General features: G+C 35.7%; 25 protein-coding genes and 4 pseudogenes. 10 read left to right on the top strand and 19 right to left on the bottom strand.

The window, feature by feature from the left end; all coding sequences use genetic code 11:
- Window positions 1–4: 4 nt before the first annotated feature.
- The 13 genes and pseudogenes from MHH66_RS10640 to phaZ all read right to left on the bottom strand — a co-directional run bounded on the left by MHH66_RS10640 (window position 5) and on the right by phaZ (window position 9,805).
- Window positions 5–343 carry a DUF3895 domain-containing protein gene (locus MHH66_RS10640; RefSeq protein WP_078185771.1) on the bottom strand — a complete coding sequence of 113 codons (339 nt, stop codon included), beginning with the start codon at window positions 341–343 and terminating at the stop codon, window positions 5–7.
- Between the two features lie 650 nt (window positions 344–993).
- Window positions 994–1,488, bottom strand: coding sequence for a cytoplasmic protein (locus tag MHH66_RS10635; protein ID WP_078185772.1), 495 nt, complete (start codon window positions 1,486–1,488; stop codon window positions 994–996).
- A complete protein-coding gene (locus MHH66_RS10630; protein WP_078185773.1) occupies window positions 1,485–2,186 on the bottom strand; it encodes an AHH domain-containing protein in 702 nt (233 codons plus the stop codon). Before MHH66_RS10630 ends, MHH66_RS10635 begins: the two co-directional genes overlap by 4 nt.
- A gap of 231 nt (window positions 2,187–2,417) precedes the next feature.
- Window positions 2,418–2,873 carry an SMI1/KNR4 family protein gene (locus tag MHH66_RS10625; RefSeq protein WP_002033063.1) on the bottom strand — a complete coding sequence of 152 codons (456 nt, stop codon included), beginning with the start codon at window positions 2,871–2,873 and terminating at the stop codon, window positions 2,418–2,420.
- A gap of 82 nt (window positions 2,874–2,955) precedes the next feature.
- Window positions 2,956–3,096: pseudogene (locus MHH66_RS10620) on the bottom strand (WXG100 family type VII secretion target); the annotation flags it as partial.
- Between the two features lie 25 nt (window positions 3,097–3,121).
- On the bottom strand, window positions 3,122–3,544 hold the full coding sequence (locus MHH66_RS10615; protein ID WP_002033061.1) for a hypothetical protein: 423 nt from the start codon (window positions 3,542–3,544) through the stop codon (window positions 3,122–3,124).
- A 749-nt stretch (window positions 3,545–4,293) separates the two neighbouring features.
- Complete coding sequence (locus MHH66_RS10610; RefSeq protein ID WP_078185774.1) at window positions 4,294–5,025, bottom strand: M15 family metallopeptidase; 732 nt, start codon at window positions 5,023–5,025, stop codon at window positions 4,294–4,296.
- A gap of 48 nt (window positions 5,026–5,073) precedes the next feature.
- Window positions 5,074–6,309: a CapA family protein gene (locus MHH66_RS10605; protein ID WP_063218236.1), complete on the bottom strand. Its 1,236-nt coding sequence runs from the start codon at window positions 6,307–6,309 to the stop codon at window positions 5,074–5,076.
- 322 nt (window positions 6,310–6,631) lie between these two features.
- A pseudogene (locus MHH66_RS10600) lies at window positions 6,632–6,914 on the bottom strand (DUF817 family protein); the annotation flags it as partial.
- 194 nt (window positions 6,915–7,108) lie between these two features.
- On the bottom strand, window positions 7,109–7,309 hold the full coding sequence (locus MHH66_RS10595) for an NETI motif-containing protein (protein ID WP_000166305.1): 201 nt from the start codon (window positions 7,307–7,309) through the stop codon (window positions 7,109–7,111).
- Window positions 7,293–8,489 carry an MFS transporter gene (locus MHH66_RS10590; RefSeq protein ID WP_002128162.1) on the bottom strand — a complete coding sequence of 399 codons (1,197 nt, stop codon included), beginning with the start codon at window positions 8,487–8,489 and terminating at the stop codon, window positions 7,293–7,295. The genes MHH66_RS10595 and MHH66_RS10590 overlap by 17 nt, the downstream gene beginning before the upstream one ends.
- Before the next feature lie 113 nt (window positions 8,490–8,602).
- Window positions 8,603–8,827 carry a hypothetical protein gene (locus MHH66_RS10585; protein ID WP_063218235.1) on the bottom strand — a complete coding sequence of 75 codons (225 nt, stop codon included), beginning with the start codon at window positions 8,825–8,827 and terminating at the stop codon, window positions 8,603–8,605.
- Window positions 8,828–8,887: 60 nt separating this feature from the next.
- Window positions 8,888–9,805 (bottom strand): intracellular short-chain-length polyhydroxyalkanoate depolymerase, encoded by a 918-nt coding sequence (phaZ, locus tag MHH66_RS10580; RefSeq protein WP_078185775.1) that lies wholly within the window; start codon window positions 9,803–9,805, stop codon window positions 8,888–8,890.
- A 174-nt stretch (window positions 9,806–9,979) separates the two neighbouring features.
- Between phaZ and MHH66_RS10575 the strand changes: the two genes are divergently transcribed.
- The 4 genes from MHH66_RS10575 to MHH66_RS10560 all read left to right on the top strand — a co-directional run bounded on the left by MHH66_RS10575 (window position 9,980) and on the right by MHH66_RS10560 (window position 13,504).
- Entirely contained in the window at window positions 9,980–10,399 is a 420-nt protein-coding gene (locus MHH66_RS10575) for a MarR family winged helix-turn-helix transcriptional regulator (RefSeq protein WP_002033056.1), read from the top strand.
- A gap of 15 nt (window positions 10,400–10,414) precedes the next feature.
- Window positions 10,415–11,614: an MFS transporter gene (locus MHH66_RS10570; protein WP_002128166.1), complete on the top strand. Its 1,200-nt coding sequence runs from the start codon at window positions 10,415–10,417 to the stop codon at window positions 11,612–11,614.
- Window positions 11,615–11,713: 99 nt separating this feature from the next.
- Window positions 11,714–12,973: a serine hydrolase domain-containing protein gene (locus tag MHH66_RS10565; RefSeq protein WP_078185776.1), complete on the top strand. Its 1,260-nt coding sequence runs from the start codon at window positions 11,714–11,716 to the stop codon at window positions 12,971–12,973.
- A 159-nt stretch (window positions 12,974–13,132) separates the two neighbouring features.
- Entirely contained in the window at window positions 13,133–13,504 is a 372-nt protein-coding gene (locus tag MHH66_RS10560; RefSeq protein WP_078185777.1) for a cupredoxin domain-containing protein, read from the top strand.
- 528 nt (window positions 13,505–14,032) lie between these two features.
- Here MHH66_RS10560 and MHH66_RS10555 read toward each other — a convergent pair.
- From MHH66_RS10555 to MHH66_RS10545, 3 genes are all read right to left on the bottom strand, one after another.
- Window positions 14,033–14,866 (bottom strand): MerR family transcriptional regulator, encoded by an 834-nt coding sequence (locus tag MHH66_RS10555; protein ID WP_078185778.1) that lies wholly within the window; start codon window positions 14,864–14,866, stop codon window positions 14,033–14,035.
- Window positions 14,867–15,174: 308 nt separating this feature from the next.
- The gene (locus MHH66_RS10550; protein WP_078185779.1) at window positions 15,175–17,259 is read right to left on the bottom strand and encodes a serine hydrolase domain-containing protein; all 2,085 of its coding nucleotides are present in this window, start codon (window positions 17,257–17,259) and stop codon (window positions 15,175–15,177) included.
- 94 nt (window positions 17,260–17,353) lie between these two features.
- Entirely contained in the window at window positions 17,354–18,523 is a 1,170-nt protein-coding gene (locus MHH66_RS10545) for a serine hydrolase domain-containing protein (protein ID WP_078185780.1), read from the bottom strand.
- Between the two features lie 366 nt (window positions 18,524–18,889).
- On the opposite strand from MHH66_RS10545, the pseudogene MHH66_RS10535 reads away from it, so the two are divergent.
- Together MHH66_RS10535 and MHH66_RS10530 are read left to right on the top strand one after the other, a co-directional pair.
- Window positions 18,890–19,146, top strand: a pseudogene (locus MHH66_RS10535) (IS4 family transposase); the annotation flags it as partial.
- Between the two features lie 510 nt (window positions 19,147–19,656).
- Window positions 19,657–19,767, top strand: a complete 111-nt coding sequence (locus MHH66_RS10530) for a YjcZ family sporulation protein (protein ID WP_078185781.1) — start codon at window positions 19,657–19,659, stop codon at window positions 19,765–19,767.
- Window positions 19,768–19,838: 71 nt separating this feature from the next.
- Here MHH66_RS10530 and MHH66_RS10525 read toward each other — a convergent pair whose 3' ends face one another.
- Window positions 19,839–20,078, bottom strand: coding sequence for a hypothetical protein (locus MHH66_RS10525; protein WP_063218231.1), 240 nt, complete (start codon window positions 20,076–20,078; stop codon window positions 19,839–19,841).
- 274 nt (window positions 20,079–20,352) lie between these two features.
- On the opposite strand from MHH66_RS10525, the gene MHH66_RS10520 reads away from it, so the two are divergent.
- Window positions 20,353–20,553 carry a helix-turn-helix transcriptional regulator gene (locus tag MHH66_RS10520; RefSeq protein WP_002084522.1) on the top strand — a complete coding sequence of 67 codons (201 nt, stop codon included), beginning with the start codon at window positions 20,353–20,355 and terminating at the stop codon, window positions 20,551–20,553.
- A 5-nt stretch (window positions 20,554–20,558) separates the two neighbouring features.
- Entirely contained in the window at window positions 20,559–20,852 is a 294-nt protein-coding gene (locus tag MHH66_RS10515; protein WP_002084521.1) for a hypothetical protein, read from the top strand.
- A 283-nt stretch (window positions 20,853–21,135) separates the two neighbouring features.
- Here MHH66_RS10515 and MHH66_RS10510 read toward each other — a convergent pair whose 3' ends face one another.
- Window positions 21,136–23,181 carry a sigma 54-interacting transcriptional regulator gene (locus MHH66_RS10510; RefSeq protein WP_078185873.1) on the bottom strand — a complete coding sequence of 682 codons (2,046 nt, stop codon included), beginning with the start codon at window positions 23,179–23,181 and terminating at the stop codon, window positions 21,136–21,138.
- A 269-nt stretch (window positions 23,182–23,450) separates the two neighbouring features.
- On the opposite strand from MHH66_RS10510, the gene MHH66_RS10505 reads away from it, so the two are divergent.
- Together MHH66_RS10505 and iadA are read left to right on the top strand one after the other, a co-directional pair.
- Complete coding sequence (locus MHH66_RS10505; RefSeq protein WP_078185872.1) at window positions 23,451–24,863, top strand: YfcC family protein; 1,413 nt, start codon at window positions 23,451–23,453, stop codon at window positions 24,861–24,863.
- Window positions 24,864–24,899: 36 nt separating this feature from the next.
- Window positions 24,900–26,072, top strand: a complete 1,173-nt coding sequence (gene iadA, locus MHH66_RS10500) for a beta-aspartyl-peptidase (protein WP_063217608.1) — start codon at window positions 24,900–24,902, stop codon at window positions 26,070–26,072.
- 155 nt (window positions 26,073–26,227) lie between these two features.
- Here iadA and MHH66_RS10495 read toward each other — a convergent pair.
- Window positions 26,228–26,323: pseudogene (locus MHH66_RS10495) on the bottom strand (helix-turn-helix domain-containing protein); the annotation flags it as partial.
- Between the last annotated feature and the right edge of the window lie 204 nt (window positions 26,324–26,527).

The following is a 26,527-nucleotide window of genomic DNA, read 5'->3' as shown; positions in this document are numbered from 1 at the left end:
CAACTTATATGTTAAAAATTTCTTCATTCAATTTATAAACCCTATCTCTTTTCTCATCATTTTTGATAAAAGTAAGCTTTCCTTCTGTAACAAACCCTTCTAATATTAAGCATACTTGTCCAAAGGCTTTAGGCTTATTCGTTGTAAATCTTTCATCTGATATTTTACCAGATCGTATTAATTGTTCGCATAGCTCAAGTGCACTTATTTCTTCAGAATTAAATAATCCCAAAATATCTTTTTGCAAGGGCGATAAAGGTGCTGGGACCTCAGCTACCTCCACTTTTTCTTTTTCTTTTTCTTTTTCTTCTTCAAATAAATCTTCAAATGAAATTTGATTCATTACATCTTTTCCTTTCTAACAACTGATTTGTATAACATGAACTGAATCCTATAGGTACGAGAACTTTAAATATTAGTTATTGTTATGTAGTACTTACCTTATTACATGAATTTCAAACTCATGTCCGTAATTCCATATAGTATGTTTCGATTATACCAAATATACGTTCCGTCTTCTATTGTAGAATTTTTTATAACAGGTATGAAGGTAATAGTGAACATTTATCTCCCCGTTAGTTGTATACACTATGTAAAAAAACAGAAAAAGTTTACATAATAAAATTATAGTTCTCTGTTGAATTTCTACGCTAAAACGTAAAAAAGCACTTGTTGCTTTTAGTTGACAATCAAGTGGCTTTAAGTTCATCTGTTTTTAAGTAACATTAAATTTGTCAGTTTTATAATAACAGTAGGACACCTTTTGTATATCATGACAACTACTACGTTAAAACTTACGAGTTTGTACGTTTTCGTTAGTTTTATGTCCATTCCATGTGTTTTTATATTCATGCCCCAGTAAAATGTCATCTCGCCTAAGCTCGTACTTCGTTTTCTATTCTATCATTGCACGTAGTACTCTATGATGGTACAACCATCATCGGTCTCTACTTTTAAACCACTTATTGTTTTTCTTTCCACCACAAATATACTTTATTTTTTATCTGGTGAATATACAATTATTCTCCCTTCTGGATATTCACCTTCCCATCCACAAGGCCATCCCCCAAGCTTATAAACCTCAAAGATTCTTTCATAAAAATTATCAACTTTTCCATTTACTAAACGATTTAGTGCACACATATGTAAATCTCCAATTATTTCTTCAAAAATATCAATATATTGTAATACAAAATCACCTGGATAGTTCTCGGATGATTGAATAATCTCCCTTATAGTACGCTCCATAGAGTTTAAATCATGCTCATATAATTGTCCTATTATTTCCCCACCTTCTGAGGATTTAATATCTTCCCAAACGTTTTCAACCTCATCCAAATCTTGAGACCATGCCAATTCTTGTGCTCTTTCATACTCATTAACCATAACAACATCACGATTTAGAAGGTTTTCATTATGAAAAAGTTGTAAATTTGTAATAAAATTAATAACCTCTTCGACTAATTGAGTGTTTTTTCCGTACTTCATTTATTTATCCACCTTTCCCAAAGTTCTTCAGTAGCACCGCCACCTCTTTTCCAAATCTTTATTTCTTCATTTAATTTTGTTTTGTAAAACTTCTCAATACCAATTTCTAATACCTTTGATTTGTATAATGGCAAGCCACTTTCTGTACCTTTTTTTAATTTTTGTTGCAATTCAAACACTTGTTGTTCCAACTCCTTAATACTTTGATTGATATTTAATTTATCTAACTGATCTTTAACCACATTATTATATACACTATGAAATCCTCTATGCCTAGACAAAGCACTTGGATCTTTTGCTGGTATCGGTAAAAATATCCCGTTATCAGCATGATCCATATCCATTCCAATTTTCTTTAATACCGGATGATTTCTTAAGTTTTTAGGTATTATATTTTGCGCCTGATATCCTTTCCGTGATGCAGAACGTGGAAGCCCCATGGATTCCAATATATTTTGCCCTAATTTTGTAGAACTACCTCCTGTAACCTTTCCAGGGGTACCTGGAATAAGTCTAGTAGCTTCTTCACCCGTACCCTTAACCCCACCACTCTCCAAATTCGAGATCCTACTCTGAATACTCGCCTTAGAGGCATCATGGGCTTCTTGGAATTTCCCGCTATAGTTCGTTCTAGTTCTAACAACACTTCCATCTGGCAGTATTTCTACACCTTTAACGAATGGGGATACGGAGTCCACACCTTTTGCTAATGTATTTTCAATTATATAATACTAGTAATTTCTGTTAGCCTTAATTTATAGCATACCTATCTATTAAAAAAGCACTTGTTGCCTTTCGTAGACAATCAAGTGCTTTAAATTCATATGTTTTATATGTAACATTAATCCATCACTATTCTTTTTTTCAATAGTCCAACCAAAGCTAGTTGATTTGGATATTTTACATATTTACTTGCTAATAATGCAATTCTATTTTTCAGAAAGTTCATTAACAAATTCTGTGAAACTAGAAGCTATTTTTCTAATAAATTTTGATTCTAATTCTCCTTCATCATCTATATGGTATGTATGGCAGTGGTAAACACTACCTATATCGCTACCATGGATTGATATGCATATAATGTTATCAGCCGGGTCTTTCCCTATCGGAATAAATTTAGAGGGTAATTTATTCCCTTTGATATAATAATTTAAAGAATTTTGCAGATTATTTTCTGTTTCCTCTGATAGTGGAAAGAACATCATAATTGATGACGTAACCACATCATCTTTCGTACTAAATCTCCTTCTATTAGATTTACCACCATTATCCTTTAATAAAAAACTCTTATAATCATCTGGTAATTTTAATCCATTATTTTTTTCAAAACTCTCTATATCTTCTATTTTAATTTGTTTAAAAGTATATTCAAAACTAAGATTCATAATTCATCAACCTCCAACTCATTCATTTTCATTAAAATACAACGAATTTATTAAATTTGTAAAAGTACTACAAATATATTCAATTCCAGTTCGCACATGTAACATATGCTTTTAAGTTTTTCGCTTCGTTTAAAGAATCCTTCATACCATTTTCAATATTTTGCGCGTAAGAAATGGCACTTGCAGTGTTACTTCCTATAATTTCAACCTCTTTACCACTCATGTTGATTCCCCCATTCTTTGTATGCTTAATGGATAAGATTTTCAATTTCCTTTTTCTTTTCTTCAAAAGCCTTGGTCGCTGCATTGTATGCGGACGCTTTCTCCGCTTCTGCTTTCGCTTTATATTCCAAATACTTTGCATAAGCTGTACCTATCGCAGATCCAACATCGCTTAATGCACTTTTAAAATAGGATAATACTGTATTTAAGTCTTCATCCTTTTCATGACGTTTTTGTTCAAATTCAACTGCCGGAATTTTATTAGCTTCTAAGCCATTACTTTTACTCTCATAATCTCTCTTCGCTGATTCAGCATCTTGAATGAATCGTTTTAACTCTCTTTCTTGATCTTTTAAATAATCATGTAATTTATCATACTGATCTCGTTTCCTCGCGCTTTCTGTAAAACCCGATGCATTTAAAAAAGCATTATATAATTCATCTAACATCTTTCTCCCCCTTTATTACAATAACTATGTAGTTAAATTCGCATATTTAAACATGAATATTCATTACATTGAGAATTTATAAATAAATATTTTTGCATATTGCTTTCTATCAAAGGGATTTTAACATTTCCATATTTTATAAAGTGAAACTTTAATCAGTGGGGGTTTTGTTCATCTCCTGCTGAATTTTGAGGTGGGAGTTTTACTGCCCTCAAATAGCGAGATAAAAAGCTGTCGCACTTTTCTTCAATAAAATGAAACTGGGATCAATATGACTATATATTTATGTGCAGAAATAATAAAAAAACACTGCCAAGCGCAGTGTTCCGGCTACCTCCACATATCTAGTAAGCTAAGAAAAGCGACCATCCAAAACAAAAAAGATGGCGAGGTTAATGTTGTAACATCTCGAAAGCAGGCAGTCTCTAAAGCTTAGTTAAGCAGATACAGTAATCAACTATTCTATGTTACGAATGAAAAAGGATCTGATATGAATATCAGATCCTTTTTCACTGCTTCTTTTATACATTTAAGTTCTTCATACATACATCGCTTCACACGAAGTTGCTATTTACTAGTACACGATAACCGGTTCATACGTGCTTAAATTATTATACACAGTATTCGCAATACTAGAAGGAAGGTTCACACATCCTCTAGATCCGCCTTTTCCCGTAGCAGTACATAATTTTTTCCTTTGAGGAAAGGAAATATGTCCACTGGCTTTTTAATAGAAGCAAATTGTATTTTTACTTGCTAGGATTAATTTTTTCGCAATACTCTTCTAAAGTTAATCCTTTTTCTTTTAGATAAACAGCAACTTCTTTTCCTACATAACGATAATGCCATGGCTCATACTTAATGCCAGTAATATTCTCTTTATCTTTTGGATAGCGGAGAATAAACCCATACTCTGCAGCATTCTTATCTAACCATTTGAATGCATCAGTCGTTTCAAATTTTGCATTTAAATCTTCTACAGTATTCTGCCATTCAACTGAAATAATGTCTAATGCTAATCCAGTGTGATGTTCACTTGCACCAGGATACTGAAGATATTCCAATGCCTTAGCACTAGCCTCTTTATCCGACAAACCTTGAGATTTATAGCTTTTAACTGAAGCATCATAATAAGTTTGTTGTAATTTTATAGCTCGATAACCTGATCTTAAATAAAGATTGATTCCCTCTTTTTTTGCAGCTGTTACCATATCCTGATAGGAAGTTGCAATTCTGCTATCGATTTTCATATTTGGCTTAGCATTTTGAGTGATACTTGTTAATTCAATCCCTAGTTCCTTTGATAACATATGTTCTCTATTTACAAGAACAATTCTCCAATCATTAAGATCAGAGATAGGTAAAACATCTTTTTTATTCGCATTTATCTCATTTTTATTTTTATCGTTATTATTAGTAGTTTCCTGAGATGTTTGTTTTCCACTACAAGCAGCAAGGCTCCATCCCAATGTCAATACCAATGCTAAAATTATAAATTTTTTAATTGTATCTCATTCCCTTTTTGTTTATTAGTCTTTATACCAATTTCCCAACACATCTCTAGGAATATCCTTGAAATCCTTCAAAGAAACGGGACCTACAAATTTTTTAATCCCATGATTTTTAGAATTTTCATCCGAATAATCTTTTAAAAATTGAATTTTAAATTGTTTCTTACCATCAGCATAGTCGGTTACTGTCGGTACGAGTGCCGCTTGTCGTATACCAAAAGTTTTATCTTCATACTTAACAAACTGTATATAAGATAATCCTCCAACCAATGTTTCTAATTTTTCTTGAGCAGAAATAAGATTTCCAAGAGAATAATAGATTAGCGTTTGATGTCCATCTTTATTTTGTTTCCACTCAATTGGTTGAATTACATGTGGATGATTTCCAATTACTACATCTACACCTAAATCTGTTAAATATTGAGCAACTTCTTTTTGTTGTTTTGAAGGTGTAGAGGTATATTCAACTCCCCAATGCACCATAACAATCACCATATCAGAACTACTCTTTGCCTTTTCCACATCATTTTGTATCGCTTTTTTATCAATTAAATTTAATGCCCAAGACTTATCAGCTGGAATTTTAATTCCATTCGTACCATATGTATAATTAAGTAATGCAAAACGAATCCCATTTTTTGTAATCGTTTTTATTTCATTGCGCTCGTTTTGACTCTCATTAATGCCTACCGGGATAACATCCGGATATTTCTTCCAGTATTCTCTTGTATTCGCAACACCTTTAATACCCATATCCATAGCGTGATTTGTCGCTTGAGTCACTATATTGAATCCAGTATCCACTAAAGATTGACCTACTTCTTCAGGTGTATTGAAAGTAGGATATCCCTGTACTTTTAAATTATTTCCTGCAATCGGGGTCTCCTGGTTCACTATAGCAAGATCACTTGATTTAACAGCTTTTTTGATATTTTCATAAATATAGTTATAATCATATGAACCGTCTTTTTGTTTGCCATCTTTAATTACTGCGTCATGGTATAAATTATCACCCGTTGCTATTAAATTCACAACCGATTTTACTTTTTTATCTTCCGTAAAATTAGGAGATTGTTGAATAGGACTTTTATCTACCCAATTTGGTGCTTTTAAGGATTTATCTATATTTGATTGAGCCGGTGGTAATGAAGCTTTAGATGTCTTAACATCCGTATTACCACAAGCGGTTAAAAGCACTAAAAAAATAAGACATAATAAAAAAATTCTTTTACTTCTCTGTAAATTATGTAACATGTAATCCTCTTTTCTGTTTTATTACTTATAACCAGTTCTAACAAATAACTTTTTAAAACAACGTATTTTGGTTTTACACTTAATTATGGAAGGACACTCTGTTACATCTGCTTCGGAATATACGGATATTTTTTCCACTTTCTAACAATCTATCGATTCCATCAGAATTGATAGATTGCTAGAAAAACATTATCCACCAGGATGTCGACTAGGTTCCAATCAACATCCTCCAGATATTGAACTTGATATACCTGTTCCAATTGTAGTAGCTGGTTAATCTAAACAAGAGAGGAGAATAGTTCATATAGCCTCCTCTCTTGCTTTACGTTTGTGAGTGGCTCCAAAAAGAGGGAATCGCTGCCGTCCCCTCTTTAGATAGTGCGAAATCTGTGTAACTAATTTCTTTAAGTTGAGCGACAATCATTATACTGATAACAACAAGTAAGACCCAAGAACTTATTTTATCAATATACGAAAAAAGTAGCAATATTTTCTGCGATCCATATAAAGAAGCCAATTAGGAGAAATGAAAAAGGAAGTGGCATTTTATATGTGTTGTTTCGCACTGTGAATTGTACATAAGTTTTAGCAAAAACAATAAATAAAGGCTCTGTTGCAAAGTTTTCTACATGAAGCTACAGTCTAGAAAACAGGATTTAGAAGAATTGGGCATGTCTTTTCGTTCTTCCCAGAAAATATATTTTCCTTCACTGATCAAGTGTAAAAAAACAAGCCATCCAATTCATAGAGGATGAATTAGATGGCTTGTTCTGTATCAAAAAGAAAATCTGTTATTTGATTACTTCAATTTCCCCTCAAAAACAATTTTTCTACCGCATGGTTCAACTTCTGTTTTGCCGTTTTTCTTCACTTCATGAAAGATTGGTTCTTCCATGCGACGAGACGGTGCATAGCCTTCTTGTTCCATACGTGCTAAGCAGTCTGTAATTGTTTCGTTTTCGAGTACTTCAAATTTCTTTTTATTAGGTTGTTTTGTCATGCCCTAACCTACTTTCTATTTTTCTTGATGCGAATTGATTCTTCATGTAGACCATATATACCATTGCGAGAATTCCCATTATAATCATAACCGCAATAAAAAAGCTTGTATACTGTATTTTTTCTATAAATACGCCTCCTAATACAGGTCCCATAATACTTCCTATACTAAAGGCGATTCCGGATAATATATTCCCCGCTGGTAGTAAGTGTCTCGGTAATAAATCTGTCATAAATCCAAGCCCTAGTGAGAAGCACGAGCCAATGACCATACCTGCTATAAGCATACATGCAAAGACGATCCAGTAATATTGATCAAATACTGCTGCAAGTAGGAAAATGCCCGTACTTACACTGAACGTCCACGTTAAAATACGGTCTCTTCCGTATTTATCACTTAATATACCGAGCGGGATTTGTGTAATAATACCTCCAACTGCGAATGCTGGTAATAAGAAGGAAACTTCCGATACAGACCATCCTTTACGAAGCGCGTATACTGGTAAGTTACTATTTAACATCGCTTCAAGTACGCCGTATGCGAGCGGACCAATTAGCGCAATCCAAGCTAATCCAACGACTTGTTTATAACGAGAAAAGGATGATTCACTTTCAGTTTTTGCCTCATCTTGTGCTGGAAATGCATTTTTCGTTGGTAGTAGTAAAAGCCATCCTATTAAGCAAAGTATAGTAGATACGATAAATGGTGTTGCAAGACCGTACTGAACAGTGCTTGCTAAATACGGGCCAACTGCGAAACCAATTCCGAAGAATACACCGTATATCGATACTTGTCTACCTATTTTACTCGGGTCTGATGTTGTCGTAATCCATGTTTGTGTTCCGACATGAAGCATATGATCTCCGACTCCAACTAGAAATCTAAGAACGAACCATACCCAAAATGAAAAAGTTTGTGTAAAAAAGAATAATGAAATAATAACGAGAAACCCACCAATAACGATAATTGGCTTCATTCCAAACTTTTGCATCGGTTTTTCAAGAAACGGTGAAATAACTAATATCCCAATATATAATGCCGTCGCATGAATACCGTTAATACTTGAACTAACCCCTTCTTGTTCAAAAATCATTGCAATGGCAGGTAAAAGCATCCCTTGTGACAAACCTGAGATTGCTACAATTCCAACCATAATCCAAAAAGTAAAACGCATCGACATCCCTTTCCCTCTCCTTCTCACGCTTTCCACTTTTCATTATAAACTGTTTCTTCAAATGCGTGTACGAATATTCATAATAAAAAAGAAGCTAAAAGAATGAACCTTTTAGCTTCTTATCCTTCCCATACTTGCGCTTTCACATTGTAATGAAAATGCTTAAAATATGGATTTTCATAAAATGAAGGCCCAAATAAAATCGGATGTGTATGGACCATTGATTGCTGCACTTGCAAAGGAACTACAGCTGGTGAAACTTGCATATACATCGGATTTATAATCATTTTTATATATGGATAATCATTATATGGAGAATGATATATTAAAAATGGATTATGCATTGACTCTCTCCCCTTATACATACAAATGCTATAGTATATGCAAGTTTTATATTTCGGGAATTATTTATTGTCTAACCAATCCTCAACATGTTTTATAAATACATCTAAACAATCTATAAACGGTGAGTGTCCGCAATCTTCTAATATCTTCAACTCTGCATTTGGCAAATGTTTTGCTAATTCCTCACCGACTACTTGCGGTACGACGTAATCTCTGTCACCTTGTATGACGAGTGTTGGAGCTTTAATATGATGAATTTGCTTATTTCCCTCTATAACCCCGTTATGTTCATCCGAAATATTAAATGTAATGAGCGCATAATTCACATCTACGAAATTACGTTGCGTTAACATATCATCTAAATACTTTTCATAACGATCCGGTTCAGGTTGATTATGTGTATATATTAATAGATTCCATACTGTACGGTAATATAATTTATTCATATTTTTTATCGCATCTAGCACTGGAGCAATTTGTACTGGATCTTGCGCGATTTCTTCTTTCGTCTTTACTAAACTTGATACAATCGGTTGCCCGTTAATATCTTTTTTAAAAATTGGATATCCCTTCATTCCCACTGATTCTACTAAAATCAACTTTTCGACAAATGTTGGATGATTCGCTGTAAATTGCATCGCAACACCACCGCCCATTGACCAGCCCATTAATGAAAATTTTTCTAGTTTTAATTGATCGATAAATAGTTTTACATCTCTTGCAAAGTCTTGTAAAGAATCTATCGATTGATTATATGTTGATTGGCCAAATCCTCTTAAATCAAGAGCGTAAATATGGTATTGATCTTGCAACTTTTCAATAACTAAATCCCAGTGTTGTGACGATGTCATGTTCCCGTGAATGAGTACAAGAATTTCTGTATTTTGCCTTCCAACTTCCTGATACGCAATCGTTTCTCCGTTCGATAGTGAAACAAACTCCATTGTTGCAGGCTTAATCATCACAAGTTCCCCCATTCTATTTAATAGAAAGAAAATTCTTTACTTACTTAAAGAATAACATACAGAATGTACGTTCTCAACATAAAGCCTATACGAAATTTTTACATAACTCAACATGTCTATTACTAGACAATTATTATAAAAAAGTATATAGTTAGCTAGGTAACTAATTTGAAAGGATCAAAATACATGGACGAAAAACAACATTTTTTCCACATTGTCAGTCAAACTTCTCGTAAGTTTACGAAGAAATTTAATGAACGTGTATCTCCAACAGGATTATTTAGTGCGCAATGGGCTGTTATTTTCCGCATTAATCAAACTGGATCTTGTACCCAAACAGAATTATGTCAATATTTAAATGTTGAATCACCAACGATGACTCGTACGTTAACACGTATGGAAACGATGGGCTGGATTATTCGTACTGAAGGAAAAGATCGCCGTGAAAAGTTGATTTCATTATCTGATACTGCACTAAAAATGATTCCAGTATGGCAAGAAGAAGTTGATTCCTTTGAAGAAAAGACGCTAGAAGGTATTAAAGAAGAAGACTTACATGAAGCTTTTCAATTGTTACAACAAATTATCAAAAATTTAGATCATTAATATGGAGGGATGACGATGCAAAGTGAAAAACTTTGGACGAAGGATTTCCTCGGAACTTGTTTTAGTAGTCTGTTTCTCTTTTTAACATTTTACATGCTTATGACTACTCTGCCTGTCTATGTTATAGACAGCCTAAAAGGAAAACCTGAGGAAATTGGTTTAGTTGCAACTGTTTTTCTTATTTCATCTGTTTTATGTAGACCATTCACAGGAAAATGGCTCGATGATTTAGGAAGAAAGAAAATATTATTTATTTCACTTTCACTATTTTTAGCCGCTACCGTTATGTATTTCGGTACGCAAAGTTTATTTTTATTACTTGCCCTTCGCTTCTTACATGGTATTGGATTCGGAATGGCAACAACAGCAACTGGAACAATTGTAACTGATGTAGCACCAGCTCATAGACGCGGCGAAGCACTTGCTTATTACGGCGTATTTATGAGTCTACCGATGGTAATTGGTCCTTTTTTAGGTTTAACAATTATTTCTCATTTTTCATTTACTGTACTATTTATCGTTTGTTCAGTATTTTCATTACTCGCATTTTTATTAGGATTACTAGTCAATATTCCGCATGAAGCACCAGTAAACAAACAAAAACGAGAAAAAATGAAATGGAAAGACTTAATTGAACCATCTTCTATTCCAATCGCTCTGACAGGATTTGTTTTAGCCTTTTCTTATAGTGGCATTTTATCCTTTATTCCTATTTATGCGAAAGAGCTCGGTTTAAGCGAAATTGCAAGTTACTTCTTTATTTTATACGCACTTGTTGTGGTCATTTCTCGTCCATTTACAGGGAAAATATTTGATCGTTTTGGTGAAAATGTACTTATCTATCCCGCTATTATTATTTTCACAATTGGGATGTTCATTTTAAGCCAAGCGCAAACTTCATTTTGGTTCCTTGGCGCAGGTATGTTAATCGGTTTAGGATACGGAACATTAATTCCAAGTTTCCAAACGATTGCAATTTCTGCCGCTCCAAACCATCGACGTGGTTCTGCGACAGCTACTTACTACTCGTTCTTTGATAGTGGCATTGGCTTCGGTTCTTTCATTTTAGGTATAGTCGCTGCCAAATCAAGTTATCATAATATGTATTTTATCGCAGCTATTATCGTTGCGTTCACTTTACTTCTATATTATGGATTACACGGACGAAAACAAAAATTCAAGAAACAAAGTACAGACGGACAAATATCTGCTTAACGTTCATAAGGAAAGTAAACTTACCCGTTTACTTTCCTTATTTTGTATTTATTTTAAGACGAGCGTATACTTATAATAGAAACTAAAGGAGGTACCTATATGAATGTAAAGAAATCTCCCCTGCTATTACTGTTACTAGTATTACTATTCGTAGTTACAGGGCTTGGGTTTACTTTTTTTAAAAATAATAAAGCGACCCCCACTAAAGCAAATGTCACAAAAGAAAACTGGTTGGACGATCCTTACTTACGCTGGTCGTATACACATATGAAAGAATTCACTTTAATAAATGAAGTAAAAAACATCCCTGACCAAGTTGCTCCCTTCCCTACCGCGTTACAAAACTTAGACGATTTTGCTGTGGAGCGTAGATTTGGAAGTACGACTCCTCTAAAAAAACTTTTAGACGAAAACAAAACAGATGCTTTTGTCGTTGTACATAATGGTCAACTTGTTTATGAACGATATTTCAATGGATATAACGAGAGTGAACCTCATGGAATGGCATCATTAGCAAAGGTGTTTACTGGTGCAATCATACAATCTCTCGCTGAAGAAAATCTTATTGATGTAGAGAAAACAGCTGACACTTACATAAAAGAATTAAAAAATACACCGTTTGGAAAAGCAACACTTCAGCAATTACTGGACATGCAAGTTTCCGCTGAATACCCTACTCACGGATATATGCAGCTAGGACTAGAAAATCAAGATGCACAACTATATTTAGCTAGTAATATTTTACCCCGAGGTAAAAATTACGAGGGGCCTATGAAAATTTATGATATGTTACTAGAAGCAGAAGAAACTGCACCACCTGGTTCAGCTTTTTCTTACAATAACGGATCAACTGAAACACTCGCTTGGATTATCCGAACGATTACAGGGAAATCGTTAGCTGAAAATGTAAGCGAACGAATTTGGTCTCACATTGGTATGGAAGAAGACGCTTATTACGTTACAGATGAAACAAAAGTAGAACAAGCAAGCGCTGGCTTAAATGCAACTGCTAGAGATATGGCCAGGTTCGGACAATTACTATTAAATAATGGTCAATATAGCGGAAATCAAATCGTCCCTTCTTCTATTACAGAAAGTGTGAAAAATGTACAAGAAGGTGAGCTCGCAATTGGTCATGGTGCTTCCATTTCTTATCATAATCAATGGTGGATTCCGCACAATGAACAAGGTGCTTTCGAAGTGTTAGGCAGTTACGGACAAACCCTTTACATCGATCCGAAAGCAAGTATGGTAATCGTCCACTTCTCTTCTAACGCTGCGCCTAGTAATGAAATCCATTCGGTTTATTCCGATATGTATATTGATATTGCACATCATTTGGAGAAGCTTCCACAGTAGTGGAGGCTTTTTTTATTTACCCAAATCCTATTCCAGTTAGTACTTGGTTAGTAGGAGTTGCCGAATGAATTACTATTTAAGCCACGCCTAAACCCCATTTATATTGATAATATTTTAGTAATTTGAAAACACTAGTGCTTAGGAAAGGAGGGATTACGAATGTCTGTGAAAAAGCTATTAACTGGATTAATCATTTCACTTGCGACGATTGTAGTTATGACTACTTTAGGTTCGCTCCGTGTATTTGCCGAATCCGACGTTGTGAGACAGCCTATTGAGGTTGAATTGAATGATGATTACTTTAATCCGAGTATCATCACTGTTCCGGTTGGGAAAACGACGACGTTACTATTGAAAAACAAAGGAAATAGAGATCACACCTTTACGGTGAAAAAGCTCGGAATTGACGCCGAAGTCCCGTCAGGAAAAGAAATAATAATTACCGTAAAACCTGAAACTCCCGGTACATATGAACTAATATGTCGGTTCCACTACTTGAAAGGAATGGATGGGAAAGTAATAGTCAAATAACAAACAGTACCGGCCCTTACTTTTTTATAAAGTGAAACTTAAATTCGCGGGGGTGTCCCTCCCCCGCAGATTATGAGCTCTCAATAATCAGTTTTTTACTGGTAGCATAAAATCGTTACGCTGTCGTAGCGTACGAAATTTGTGTTTTGTTGGTGCTACCCCATCGCTATCAAGTTAAGAAACACATTCTTCCCCAAAATGATAAAAATGAACTTCGGTGCTATAAAAAACACAAAATTTCCATTTAAAGAGTACTTTAAAGTCTTAGCTTGATGGCAATGGAGTATTAAAATAGATTAATTTGATGGGCATGTACACAGACCCCAATTATAGTAGGGGCCCCGCCAACCAATTGACATAAAACCCACGCTAAGCAAATTGGCTTTAGTTTGTATTAATTTAAAGAGATTCTATGATTTTATAGTAAGTGGACTACCAGCACTTTTTAAAAAAATCATACTAAACACATTTTGATAAAAGAGCCGATTTTTCCAATTTTCTTGTAAATTGTGTTGCATAAATAAATGCTCATTTCTCTTGGTGTTTCGATTTTTCTTCAACAGGAATTTGCATATTCATAATTATCTGTCCTTCTGGGTAAAACAGATTCAATCCGTGTAAATCTGATTCAATTACATCACATGATCTAAACTGTAAACCATTTCTCTTTATATAGTCTTTAATGTTTGTATATATTTGACGTCGTGCTTCATCCATATGCCCTTCTGTACATACGTAATCAACACAAAGATAATTACCTGCAGGTATACTAAGAATATCAACATGCTCGATCTCTGTATCATTCAAAACAGGATAATAAACTGAAAGTCCCAAATCATCATTGAAGAAATTCTTAATTGGACACATTGTTATAAATTGTTCTTGAAAAAGTTCACCTTGCTTAAAAATAGAACGGAATTTATCAAAAAAGGATTTTACACTATTAAAATTTTCTCCTTTGATGTGATAATATTTTCTTTCTGCAAAATAGACACTCTGAATTTTATTGAAATTTCTGCTTCTATTTTGAAGGAGATCTAGGAGCCTAGTAATTTTCTTTTGCACTTCCATAAATCGATGAATTTCAGTTTCAATTTCATTTTTTTTGTTCTGTAAGATATTCATATTGTTTATTATATTTCTCTTATTTATTACTAAATCAATTTCTTCAATTGAAAAACCCATATCTTTACAAAAGAAGATTTGGCTAATTCTTTGTAGGTCTTCATTTCCATACAATCTATAGTTATTTTTACCTACCTTTGGCTGAACTAATCCTTTTTCTTCATAGAATCGAAGTGTTTCTTTCGTAGTATTAAAAATCTTAATTACATCACTTTTAGTTAACTTATAGCTATCCATCTAATTATATTGCCTCCTATAAGGAATAATATTCATACTATAAACTATGTGGTTACTTCATAGTCAATAAATAAAAAAATTTAAAATCAAAACTGGCTGTTTTTAGTGATGAAGGAGTACATGTCTGGTTCTGTTGCAAAGTTTCTTAACAGCTAAAAAGTTGGTATGATAGCTGTTCTTGCAGAGTTTGAGCGTGATATTATTCGTGGAAAGCCTCTTCGTAAAGATAATGCGTAAATACAAACAAAACCAGCAAAACACCTTTTCTGTGTCGTACTGGTTTTGTTGAAGTCCATCTTGAATTGTAGCTAGTTCAACGTGATTGCAAATTCCGAGTTCGGCGCGCCAGCAAATACAACCGATCCGTTTTTCGGCAATTTTACTTTGTTATTGCCGCTCACAACGGTAAAATTGACGCATACTCCCTTCTCATCATACACCGCGAATGAACTCTTCGATGACAACGTCACGCTCATCGTTTTCCCTGCTGTCGCTTGTGGAATCGTAAACCATTTCGCATGCCCATTTGCTTGTAGCGTAACTTTGGATGATTGGCCTGCATCAAGCGGTTTTACGTTGGATCCACTTACATATAACAATCCGGCCATCTCCATATATTCACTGCCGCCTTCTGTATAGAAATGAGTTTCCGTCGTATCACGGCCATTCATCACGGGGATCTGGAGCTGATGCGCCGCGGTGTTCGGACCTGTAATTTTTCTGCCGTCCCAATAGCCCTCCAGGTCTTCCTTGCGAGTAATTTGTGTGGTAATAAGTTTCGGTTGAACGAGATATTCAATAGAACTAAATTTCTCGTTCACGAGATAGAACTTGACGCCTTCCCGCTTCGCCCATGCGGCAGCGGTTTTCTTCGATAGCACGTTGTCTTCTAGTTTCTCGGCTAAATAGTGAGTCATCACATTTTGCCCTAAGCCTGGCGTCGATTTATATGTGCTCTCCTTCAAATAAGTGCTTCCATTCTTCTCAGTGACGAAGTTGAGCTTGGAAGTACCCTTCTCATTAATAAAGCTTCCATTCGCAGTATATACATATTTTTCTTCTCGATTAGATGGTAAGAACAGTTCTCCATTCTTCGTAATTTCTATTTTGAAATGACTTTCGCTATTGCCGTAAAAGCCCGCTTTCTTCGTCACGTCTTGAGGCATCTTGGCCTTGACCGGCTTGCCAAAGGATTTGTTTGGCTTGATGTCCTTAATTGAGCCCTTCTCTTTAAGCGCGGCGAGCAGTAATTCAGTTGCCAGTAGTTGATTTGTAGAGCTTTGGCCGCCGGATGACAACACAGCCACTGCCATCTTCTGTTCCGGAAGCACGACCAGTATAGCATGTTGCAGTGTTGTATCGCCGCCCTTAGCCATGCTTTTTATCCCATATTCACTGAATGGGTATAGTTTCACACTATCCCAGCCAAGACCATAGTTGAAAATATTACCTCCATCCCCCGGCCACATTCCTTTTTTATATTCCTCTTGCTCCATCGCCTTGACTGCCTTATCAGAGAGGATCCCTTTTCCCTGTCCCATAAATAATTGTGAGAATCGTACCATATCTTCTGCCGTGGAAGAGATCCCTCCCGAACCAATCACATTCACCGATTCAATGGGAAGCTTCCCTTGGTACGCCGGAAAATAGAGTCCAGCCCGCTTATCGTCTTCCCATTTATCCTGCGGCGTTTTCGTATGATTCAGCTGTAAGGGTTCTGTAAACCGTTGATGTATAAATTCGGTAAAGCTCATACCGCTGACTCTTTCCACCAAAATCTCGGCCAGCGTAAAGCCGTCGTTGCAGTATACCGAGAACGCGCCAGGATCCGCCTTCAAGCTTTGGTTGGACAATTGCCGCATCAAGACATCATGGGCATAGGTATCATTATCGTTAAATAAAAATGCATTACTTAACGTGGAACCTTGCAAGCCGGAGGAGTGGTTTAACAGCATACGTGGCGTAATGCGTTTGTACCGCTCGTCTTTCATCTTGAAATCAGGAACAAAGTGGACGACAGGAGCATCCAAATCGACTTTTCCTTCGTCGACCAATTTCATTACAGCCGCTGTTGCATACATTTTACTGACTGAACCAATCCCATATAGAGTATCTTTGTTCAGCCGCTGTTTTCCTTCCATATCGTTCTTGCCTGTCTGACCCGACAAAATAAGTTTACCATTATCAATTAGCGCATACTGCACGCTAGTCGTCCCATAGGACTTCGTGAGTAGCGCAGCCTTCTCTGCCGCAATCTTCTCCAGTTCTTGGTTAGCAACTTCTTGGTTAGCTACAACCGGAGTCTTACTGCTTGAAGATGCTATCGCCCCTGTTGGTAGGATCATCGTTAGCGCTAATGTAGCGGCTAACACCCCAGATAGTTTATTTTTCATGAGAGAATTGCCTCCTTAGATAAGTAATCGAATTCATCACTTATTTGTTTAACTATAAAAAATATGACAAAATTTATCCGTTTTTCTTTTTTGCCTACTTGCTAAATTCAGCAAGTAAAATATTTTTAAAAGGATTAGGACTGTCAGCTCTACCCAAACTATTCCAATTGACGACCAACGTATGCTTGCCTCCAAGTTTACCTCCAACAAGAGTAGTAAACCCTAGAATGCCACCTGTGTGTCCCCATATCGAGACATCGTTTGGAAGCTTAGTTTCATAGATTCCAAGACCATATCCATCGATTCCTTCTTTTCCTGTAGGAACTGTAGTAAGCATTTGTTTTAGTTGCTGTTCTTTCAGTAATTTACCCCCGAGCAAGTAAGAGAAGAATTTATTTAAGTCGTCAGCAGTAGAAATCATATCTCCAGCTGAGCTACCTGCACTTGGGTTATAATAAGTAACGTCTTTTAGCTCACTTACTCCGTCTGGTTGGACATATCCACGGGCATGCTTGGTGCCTGGAATAACGCTTGAATTGCCAGGTAGGAATGTATTCGACAATTCAAGCGGTTCAATAATCCGACTTTCAATCTCTTCCGCATAGCTGTTTCCGGTTACTTTTTCAATAAGAATACCTAGTAATACGTATCCTGTGTTTGAATAAGACCAGCCCTTTCCTGGGGCAAAGTCTGGGGGCAGAGAAATCCCCATCTTCACTAACTCTTCAGCCGTATACGATTTTTTTGTATCTGTAAAGTCAGCGTCTTTTGACCTTGAGTATTCAGCGATACCACTTGTATGGTTCAATATCTGCCGGATAGTAATCTGGTTACCATCATATCCGTTTCCTTGAATGACACCAGGCAACCATTTTTCGATGTAATCGTCTAGATTCAAGCGGTTCTCTCCGACTAATTGAAGTACAACCGTTGCTGTGAACGTCTTCGTCACACTGCCAATGCGAAAGCGAAAATCTGTTTTCATTGGTTTCTTGGTTCTCAGATCCGCTATCCCAGCGGCATAACTCCACGTTTTTCCACCCTCAGAAGTTTTAGCAAGTATCCCCGGGTATCCAAGTTGCAATGTATCCCGCATTGCTTGCTTGACGGAAGTACGATCTCGTTGAGTATTTGTTTGTAACGAACTAGATACATTTTGAGTGGGCTCTGCTTTTACAATTGAGGCTGGCGTTGTATATAACAGGGAACTTCCAGCTATTAAAAGGGCAAGACTTGCAAATGTAATTTGACTACGTGTTTTCATAAGGCATTCCTCTCCTCTATTCATATTGTATAGGTGGTTGCTTGATATTTCATACTCACCACACAGCTATCATCTCTACCGATGACAAAAAGTCAACATTGAATTCGTAATCATCTTCATAATGATTATTTTTACAAGCTCCATTCTGTCCTAATAAACGGTAAATCCCTCTTTTTGCATGTATGTTAACCTCAGAAATTATTTCTTTTCCATGAAACGCTCTTATTAACTGGTTTGTTTTTCATATATAAGTTATATCTGTTCCTCCTTTCATGCTTCTTTATATTTTCATCATACACAATGAAAATCTCTTTTTCCTTACCTATTCCTTACAAATCCCTTACGTTCAAAATAGCCTCTGTGTCTCAAATCTGCCAATTAATTCTCATCAAGAAAAAACGAGAATTAAGCGAATATAAAACGATTTATATCATAAAAGATTATTTTCTACTTATTTATGAATCTCTACAAAAAGACACCAAAGAATTAACAAAGATATTGTTTCGTCTGTTTGACCTCTTACAGAAAAACGGACGAAAATCCCATAGGTATGAGAAGAAACCGTCTTTGATATCTTAGGCGTCGTATATAACCTTTCTATGCCTCACAAGCATGTAGCGTAATCCAAAAAATTAAAACCCAATAGGGTTTATCTGGTATGAAAATATTTAAAGAACTTACACTGGATCTTTAGAAAAAAGAAAAAAGCCCATCAAGCTAAGGTTTTGAAGTACCCCCTAAATGAAAATTTTCTTTCTCTACAGTTAGTTTTTTGAGAAGTCAGCTCATTTTTTTGTTTTTGGGGTGTTTACTTTTCTTAAGTTGATGGATATGTGGTTTTACCCCTAATTAATAGCTTGTTCTCTTCTATATAACTTTTTAAAATATGGATTTGAACCATATTTCTCAATGACCAACATTACTTAACCTTGTAAAATAATATTCGGATGGGAGTCCAATACATATTATTAAAATTAAGATGGTTCAAGTCGGAGGATGGCACCTTAGGGTGTCTTTTCTTTATTGCTTAAAGGACCTGCTCATTCATCATTAAAAAGCATAAATTAATGTAAACCCGTTAAAACACATGTGTGACCCCGATTTTTTTCTCTTACTAAAAAGGAGAGATTGATATGGGATTTGGTGGTAGTTGTGGCGGAGGCTGTGGCTTTGGTGGCGGATTTGCTTTATTAGTTGTATTGTTTATTTTATTAATCATAGTTGGAGCTAGCTGCTTCTGCTAAAAAAACTATCAGAAAAGACACTCTTATATGGGTGTCTTTTCTTTATGGGGTACTGACGCATACCCATCAACTTAAGAAATTGGTTGCTCCCAAGAGCCACGAAAAGCAACAATAATTTGTTTGGTTTCATCATTTTTATAAATAGTTGCATCAAAAATATTATTAGGATTATGTAATAATACAGAAGAAGGTATTTTAACACGTTTCCAAGTTTCTAAATGATCCCCAACTTTTACATCAACACAAGCCGTATCATTATAACTCTCACCTGATGAACGAGAAAGTACTTGATCACTAACTGAACTCCCCATAGTTTCTCTCTCCTTAAAAAAGATTTATAGTTTATATATGATAAATTAATTTCAGGAGAAAAAATATTGTACCTTTGAAATAAAGTCGTACTGTTTATAAAAAAGATGTACCGCTTTAAAGAAAGTAATACCGTTTATAAAAAAGTTGCACCGCTTTATCCCTTTGTATAAAGGGGTATTTTTTGTGCATATTATTAATTTCAAATAACACTTTGTCAAAAATAATTTACAAATTGTAAGAAATAAATTACAATCTTTTCAAGAGGTGTTGCTATTGTTACATAATAAAATTGTAGTTTGTCGAGCAGAAAAAGGTTGGACTCAAGAAGAACTGGCCAAAAGAGTGGGTGTTAGTCGTCAAACTATCGCTACTCTTGAAAAAAACAAATATAATCCTTCTCTAATTCTTGCTTTTAAAATTGTAAATATATTTGAAAAGTCAATAACTGACGTGTTCGATTATCAGGAGGAGTGAGACATATGTTGTGGTTAAAATCATTATTTTTAGTTTTTATATTCATCAGTCAGATGTATGTAATAAAATTTCAATCAAGTGATGAAGCAAAAGACGAAAGAGGGAGAGAAATTCAATATAAAACAAATAATGTGTTGTACAACATCCTATATTTAGGTATCATTGCCATTATTATTTTTCAATCGATAGATATTGTTCCTTCAGAATTTCTACCTGATTTATTGTTATATTTTGTGCTTTCATTAAGTGTGCTAGGCAGTATTTTTATATTTATCAACAGAAACAGGAAAAATTACTAATTATAGTTAAACTAACAGCTGCGTTTATTTAAGTAGACCACATAAAATGATCAATCTTTTTTATAAAAACTTAAAGAATCCAAAATTAAAACCCACACATTTTGATCGGATTTTTTCAAAGTGTGTGAGTTTCTTCTCTTTATAAAATCAATATTTGCAGCAATACTTTGATCAAACTTTATTCGAAATCTACATTAGGGGATTACTTGCAAAGTTTGCACCAGAATCTGTAATGGCTAATTATATCATTTCCATTCACAATCAAAATATAGGAATGATTTCTTTAACAATACAAAGCATACTTTGATTTAAGAAAATACAGATACTCTATTCCGGCATCAGTAATCTTTGTACCGGCTCGCCCTCTTCCTTTTACGACAAATCCTTCACTTTCTAAAATATCCAGGCGGCGACGGATTTGCTGTGGGGATAAAGCAAAGTCTGATTCTTTGCTTTTACTTGAAAGCAGATCTCTGCTTGCCGCCTTTCCTTTTTCGTTACATTGCTTGATTACTTCCAAGATAAAAACATGCTCCTTCATTTCCAGTATACTTCCACATACGGAATATTCGGATTTCACGCTGCCCCCCTCTTGTCCCAGCATGGACGGAAGATCTCCTTTCGTCACGACATTTCCCTCACAAATTGTCAGCATATAATCAATTGTACTTTTTAATTCTCGTATATTTCCAGGCCATTCATATTGCATGAAATACTCCAGCACATCTTGTTCTATCTTTACCCATTTTCCGCTCTTTGTGATGAAATGCTTAATCAAAATTGGTATATCCGCTCTTCTCTCAATGAGTGGTGGAATGCAGAGATTAAGTACATTCAGCCGGTAAAATAAATCGACTTTGAATGAACCGGCCCTTATCTTTCCTTGAAGATCTTTATTTGTTGCGGTAATCACTCGAACATTAACAGGTATAATTCTTACACCACCGATTCTGCGGAATTCTCCCTCCTGCAGAACGCGCAGCAGATGTGATTGAACAGTAAGACTTATGTCCCCGATTTCATCCAAAAAGATAGTTCCGTTATCCGCTAATTCAAACAGACCTTTCTTGCCCCCCTTTTGTGCTCCTGTAAATGTCCCTTCTTCGTAACCAAACAATTCACTTTCAAGCAGGCTCTCTGTTAATGCGCTACAATTTACAGCCAGAAACGGTCCGTTTTTTCGCAATGAATGCTCATGAATAGCATGGGCAAACAGTTCTTTTCCTGTCCCTGTTTCACCCTGAATTAAAATCGGATGTTCCGATAAGGCAAGTTTCTTGGCGATTCGCTTACGCTCTTTCATTACAATATGTTCGCCGATAATATCCTCAAATCCGTATTTTGTATGAAATCCTTTATTACGCATTTCTCTTTGCGCTGTTTTTTCAATTTCAAAGGCTTGATGTACACTCTTAAAAGTTGCGACAATTGTATTTTCTTGCATCATTTGCAAACGAAAAATTACGACATCCACGCCATCTATGTCGAAGAACTTGCTTTCATCCTTTCCATTCATGATGAAATCGGTAATATCCCGACGACTCATCACATGTTCTACATACTCATTAACCACATCTTGCGCCACAATATGAAACAATGCCGTAAGACGTTCATTGAATACCGTAATCCGCCCTTCCTGGTTAACGACTAATATTCCATCATCGACAGTTCCTAACACATTTTGGATGTGCTCACTCATCTGCTTAGCATCCCGCTCTGCATGTAATAACTTACGTTGTAATTCAATGATATTACTAATATACCTTTCTGAAATCTTCGAGGATATATCCTTGCTCAAACCACAACATTCTACAACTTCCAGAATTGTTGTCATATCAAAAAGACGTACACCTATATCAATTACTTCTTTTATGTAAGAAGGGCACAGATGTGTTTCTCCTGGCGAAACAGCAATTCGAACATCATCATAAAACAATACCCCCTTCCGAAAAGGGATAAATTGAATATGATTTATACCAAGTTGATATAAGGATTCAATAAGATTTATTGTTGCATCATCATTATCATTCACCACTAGAACTGATGAATCTTCAGGTATTCTTAAAAGTTTATCAATGTATTCATGATGAACTGTTCTCTTTCCCACAATTATTTTCTCAGCATTCACGCTATACATACCTTTTGTTTGATCATAAACAGAAGCTGATGAATACAAAATAATTGTATCTTCAAGAGACTGCGGTATTCCCTCATCCGCAGCATGGCTTTTAATATAAACATAGTCTCCAAGCAATTGTTCTAGTTGCTCCTGTAAGGCTTGCGTTGTTTTTGAGCTTCCAGCTATAAGTGTAAGTGAGGATTTTAACATTAAGACACCTGCCTATATTTAAATTGGTTCTATTATATCGCCAAAAAAGGACAATAAAAACCAAAATCTCTACTCTTGCCATAAAAATCTCCTTAAAAATCACACTATCCATATTGGCACACATATTGCATGTATAAATTAATGAAGTGTCCGAGGTTATGAAAAGGAGGGAAACAGCAGAATACGAGAAAAGAACATGGTCTATTAGCGGTATTTTTGTAAGCGTTCTATTTCAATCCATTTATTTTAAATACAAAGGAGGAACACATATGAGCCAACTACAAGAACAGGCTGTTTCACTTGGAAAAAAAGAGAAAAAAATTAATGTTTTTGTATTGCTATTCGGCATTCTCGTAATAGCGACTCTATTAACTTATTTTTTACCGACCGGAGAATATGCACGGATTGAAGTGAATAACCGGACTACTGTAGACCCAAATTCTTTTAAATCAATAGAATCTGCTCCGGTCGGACTTTTCGATATGATAAAAGCTGTTCATACAGGAATGGTAGAAGCCGGCAATATTATATTTTTCTTATTGATTATCGGAGGATTTTTTGGTGTCTTAAGAGCAACTGGTACGGTTGATGTGCTTATCGCTACAATGGCTAGGAAGTTGGCGACGCGTGAAAAACTATTGATTCCTGTCGTGACGCTGTTTTTCGCTGTAGGTGGCTCTTTAATGGGGATGGCGGAAGAAACACTAGCTTATCTTCCTCTTATCATTCCACTGGCGTTGGCTCTGGGATTTGATGCAATTACAGGTACTGCTATCGTCATAGTAGGAGCATTGTCAGGGTTTACAACTGCCATCATGAATCCTTTCACAGTAGGGCTTGCACAAGGAATCGCAGAATTACCGATGTTCTCAGGAATAGTGTTTCGCCTTATTTTATTTGTTATCATCTACCTTGTTTCTGTTCTTTATATCTATCGTTACGCAATGAAGGTAAAGAAAAATCCTTCTATTGGCATCTATGGAAAATATACAAAAGAAGAAGCGGAAAAATTACTGCAATCAAGTGAGAAGTTAACAGGAAGACATAAGTTCATCTTAGGAGCTTTTGTAATTAATTATATCGTTTTGGCGTTTGGTGTAATCAAATTCGAATGGTACATTACAGAAATTTCATCTTTATTCCTTTTATTAACAATAATGATTGGGATCATCGGAAAACTATCTGCAGATCAGATTGTTAACTCCTTTATAAACGGCTCTGCATCCTTGCTCGGTGGTGCCTTGATTATCGGTGTATCGCGCGCCATTCTTGTTGTATTAAATGAAGGGCATATCGTTGACCCTATGCTGCATCAATTATCTGTATCAATCAAGCATATTCCGGACTATTTAAGCGTTGTTGGCATGTACAATTTCCAAGCTCTTATTCATTTTGTTCTAGCATCTGGCACGGGTCATGCGATGCTGACAATGCCGATTATGGTGCCACTTGCAGACTTATTGGGTATTACACGCCAAACTGCAGTGTTATCGTTTTCTTTTGCTGACGGAATCGGAAATATGATTTTTCCGACCGCTACGACCTTAATGGCAGGCTTGGCGATTGCAGGAATTTCTTGGACTAAGTGGGCAAAGTGGATTCTGCCACTTGTGTTCATTCACTATCTCATCGGATTAGTAGCTGTTATCATAGCTCACTTCATAGGATATGGTCCATTCTGATATAAAACGAAAAGTATTGACAGGAGGAGAAAAGAATTGATTACCTTAATAAAAAATGGAGAAGTATACGCACCCAACTATCTAGGACGGAAAGACATATTAATTGCAGATGATAAAATCGCATTCATAGATGATAGAATCGCAATTCCTTACAACTTTGCTCCTATTCTAGTCATTGATGCGGCAAATCTTTTGGTTGTTCCAGGATTTATCGATTCACACGTTCATATAATTGGTGGAGGCGGAGAAGGCGGATTCAAAACCCGCACACCTGAGCTGATGCTTACTGATATTACAACTGCAGGTATTACAACACTAGTCGGTTTACTCGGTACTGACGGGACAACACGTAAAATGGAAAGTCTACTTGCCAAGGCGCGGGCACTTGAAGAAGAGGGAGTTTCTTGTTTCATTCACACAGGCTCCTATCAAGTGCCAGTAAAAACGCTGACGGGAAAAATCGAAGATGATATTATTTTAATTGACAAAATTATCGGTGTTGGAGAGATTGCTATCTCCGACCATAGATCATCAGAACCTACATTTGAGGAAATAGTTAAAGTCGCCACTGCCGCACGCAATGGCGGTATTCTGTCAGGAAAAGCTGGCATAATAGAAGTTCATGTAGGGGACGGAGAAGGAAAACTTTCATTGTTACATGAAATTGCAGATAAAACCAACATTCCGATTCGGCACTTCCATCCAACACATATAAATCGAAACGAAGAATTATTCAGGGCGGGTATTGATTACGCAAAGCGAGGCGGTTACGTAGACTTTACCACAAGTACTACTCCTCAATTTTTGGAGGACGGGGAAGTGAAATGCAGTGAGGCATTACGTATAATGCTTGAAGATGGGGTCCCAGTCGGACACATCACCTTCTCCTCAGATGGACAGGCCAGCCTCCCCTTCTTTGACAACAATGGGGAGTATGCAGGCCTTCAAGTCGGAAAAGTATCTTCGCTATTTCACGAAGTACGAGAATCTGTTTTAGTGGAAGGTATTCCGTTAGAAACGGCACTAGAAGTCATTACCACGAATCCCGCACAATTGCTGAAACTTTCAAGTAAGGGCTGTATCCAAACCGGCAAGGATGCTGACATCGTATTGTTGGAAAAAGAAACGTTGGACATTCACAGCGTCATTGCAAAAGGCAAGTTTATGGTAGAAAATAAAGTTCCGATAGTGAAGGGAACATTTGAATAAGAAAGATAAGAAGCTTCTATTACAAAAATCATTTAAAGACAATAGAAAAATATGACACTTATACAAATGAATAGTATGTAAACTTAAGACCACCGGTTTAAAAAATCAGTGGTCTTTTATTTAGAGAAGAATTTAGCTAATTAATTTCATGTTTTGAATACAAAGCGATTGCAACCAATGGTTTTAGCAATTAATATTTCTTGTTTCTTATTTAGGTAGATATGAAATTTATATGCCTTACTTACTAACATAGGGTGCACCTCACCTTTTTATACGATATCTACAGTATAAAAAAACGTAGGCTTACGCCTACTGATATTCATCTCCCACCTAAAATTAGTGTTTCACACCTTTATATTTTTGAGGAAGGAGTTTTCTGTCAGAAACCGAAAAAAATGAGATACTCCCATTTTTTTCGGTCTTGGATTATTTCGTTTTCATTAGCTTGATAGTGA

Source organism: Bacillus sp. FSL H8-0492 (assembly GCF_038006145.1).
In the GTDB taxonomy this organism is placed as follows: domain Bacteria; phylum Bacillota; class Bacilli; order Bacillales; family Bacillaceae_G; genus Bacillus_A; species Bacillus_A mycoides.
This window is presented reverse-complemented; position numbering and strand designations above follow the sequence as displayed.

Coding starts and splice junctions, on each gene's coding strand:
- MHH66_RS10640 (WP_078185771.1), bottom strand. CDS start 343: ATGAATCAAATTTCATTTGAAGATTTATTTGAAGAAGAAAAAGAAAAA.
- MHH66_RS10635 (WP_078185772.1), bottom strand. CDS start 1,488: ATGAAGTACGGAAAAAACACTCAATTAGTCGAAGAGGTTATTAATTTT.
- MHH66_RS10625 (WP_002033063.1), bottom strand. CDS start 2,873: ATGAATCTTAGTTTTGAATATACTTTTAAACAAATTAAAATAGAAGAT.
- MHH66_RS10615 (WP_002033061.1), bottom strand. CDS start 3,544: ATGTTAGATGAATTATATAATGCTTTTTTAAATGCATCGGGTTTTACA.
- MHH66_RS10605 (WP_063218236.1), bottom strand. CDS start 6,309: ATGTTACATAATTTACAGAGAAGTAAAAGAATTTTTTTATTATGTCTT.
- MHH66_RS10595 (WP_000166305.1), bottom strand. CDS start 7,309: ATGACAAAACAACCTAATAAAAAGAAATTTGAAGTACTCGAAAACGAA.
- MHH66_RS10590 (WP_002128162.1), bottom strand. CDS start 8,489: ATGTCGATGCGTTTTACTTTTTGGATTATGGTTGGAATTGTAGCAATC.
- MHH66_RS10585 (WP_063218235.1), bottom strand. CDS start 8,827: ATGCATAATCCATTTTTAATATATCATTCTCCATATAATGATTATCCA.
- phaZ (WP_078185775.1), bottom strand. CDS start 9,805: ATGGGGGAACTTGTGATGATTAAGCCTGCAACAATGGAGTTTGTTTCA.
- MHH66_RS10575 (WP_002033056.1), top strand. CDS start 9,980: ATGGACGAAAAACAACATTTTTTCCACATTGTCAGTCAAACTTCTCGT.
- MHH66_RS10570 (WP_002128166.1), top strand. CDS start 10,415: ATGCAAAGTGAAAAACTTTGGACGAAGGATTTCCTCGGAACTTGTTTT.
- MHH66_RS10565 (WP_078185776.1), top strand. CDS start 11,714: ATGAATGTAAAGAAATCTCCCCTGCTATTACTGTTACTAGTATTACTA.
- MHH66_RS10560 (WP_078185777.1), top strand. CDS start 13,133: ATGTCTGTGAAAAAGCTATTAACTGGATTAATCATTTCACTTGCGACG.
- MHH66_RS10555 (WP_078185778.1), bottom strand. CDS start 14,866: ATGGATAGCTATAAGTTAACTAAAAGTGATGTAATTAAGATTTTTAAT.
- MHH66_RS10550 (WP_078185779.1), bottom strand. CDS start 17,259: ATGAAAAATAAACTATCTGGGGTGTTAGCCGCTACATTAGCGCTAACG.
- MHH66_RS10545 (WP_078185780.1), bottom strand. CDS start 18,523: ATGAAAACACGTAGTCAAATTACATTTGCAAGTCTTGCCCTTTTAATA.
- MHH66_RS10530 (WP_078185781.1), top strand. CDS start 19,657: ATGGGATTTGGTGGTAGTTGTGGCGGAGGCTGTGGCTTTGGTGGCGGA.
- MHH66_RS10525 (WP_063218231.1), bottom strand. CDS start 20,078: ATGGGGAGTTCAGTTAGTGATCAAGTACTTTCTCGTTCATCAGGTGAG.
- MHH66_RS10515 (WP_002084521.1), top strand. CDS start 20,559: ATGTTGTGGTTAAAATCATTATTTTTAGTTTTTATATTCATCAGTCAG.
- MHH66_RS10510 (WP_078185873.1), bottom strand. CDS start 23,181: ATGTTAAAATCCTCACTTACACTTATAGCTGGAAGCTCAAAAACAACG.
- MHH66_RS10505 (WP_078185872.1), top strand. CDS start 23,451: ATGAGCCAACTACAAGAACAGGCTGTTTCACTTGGAAAAAAAGAGAAA.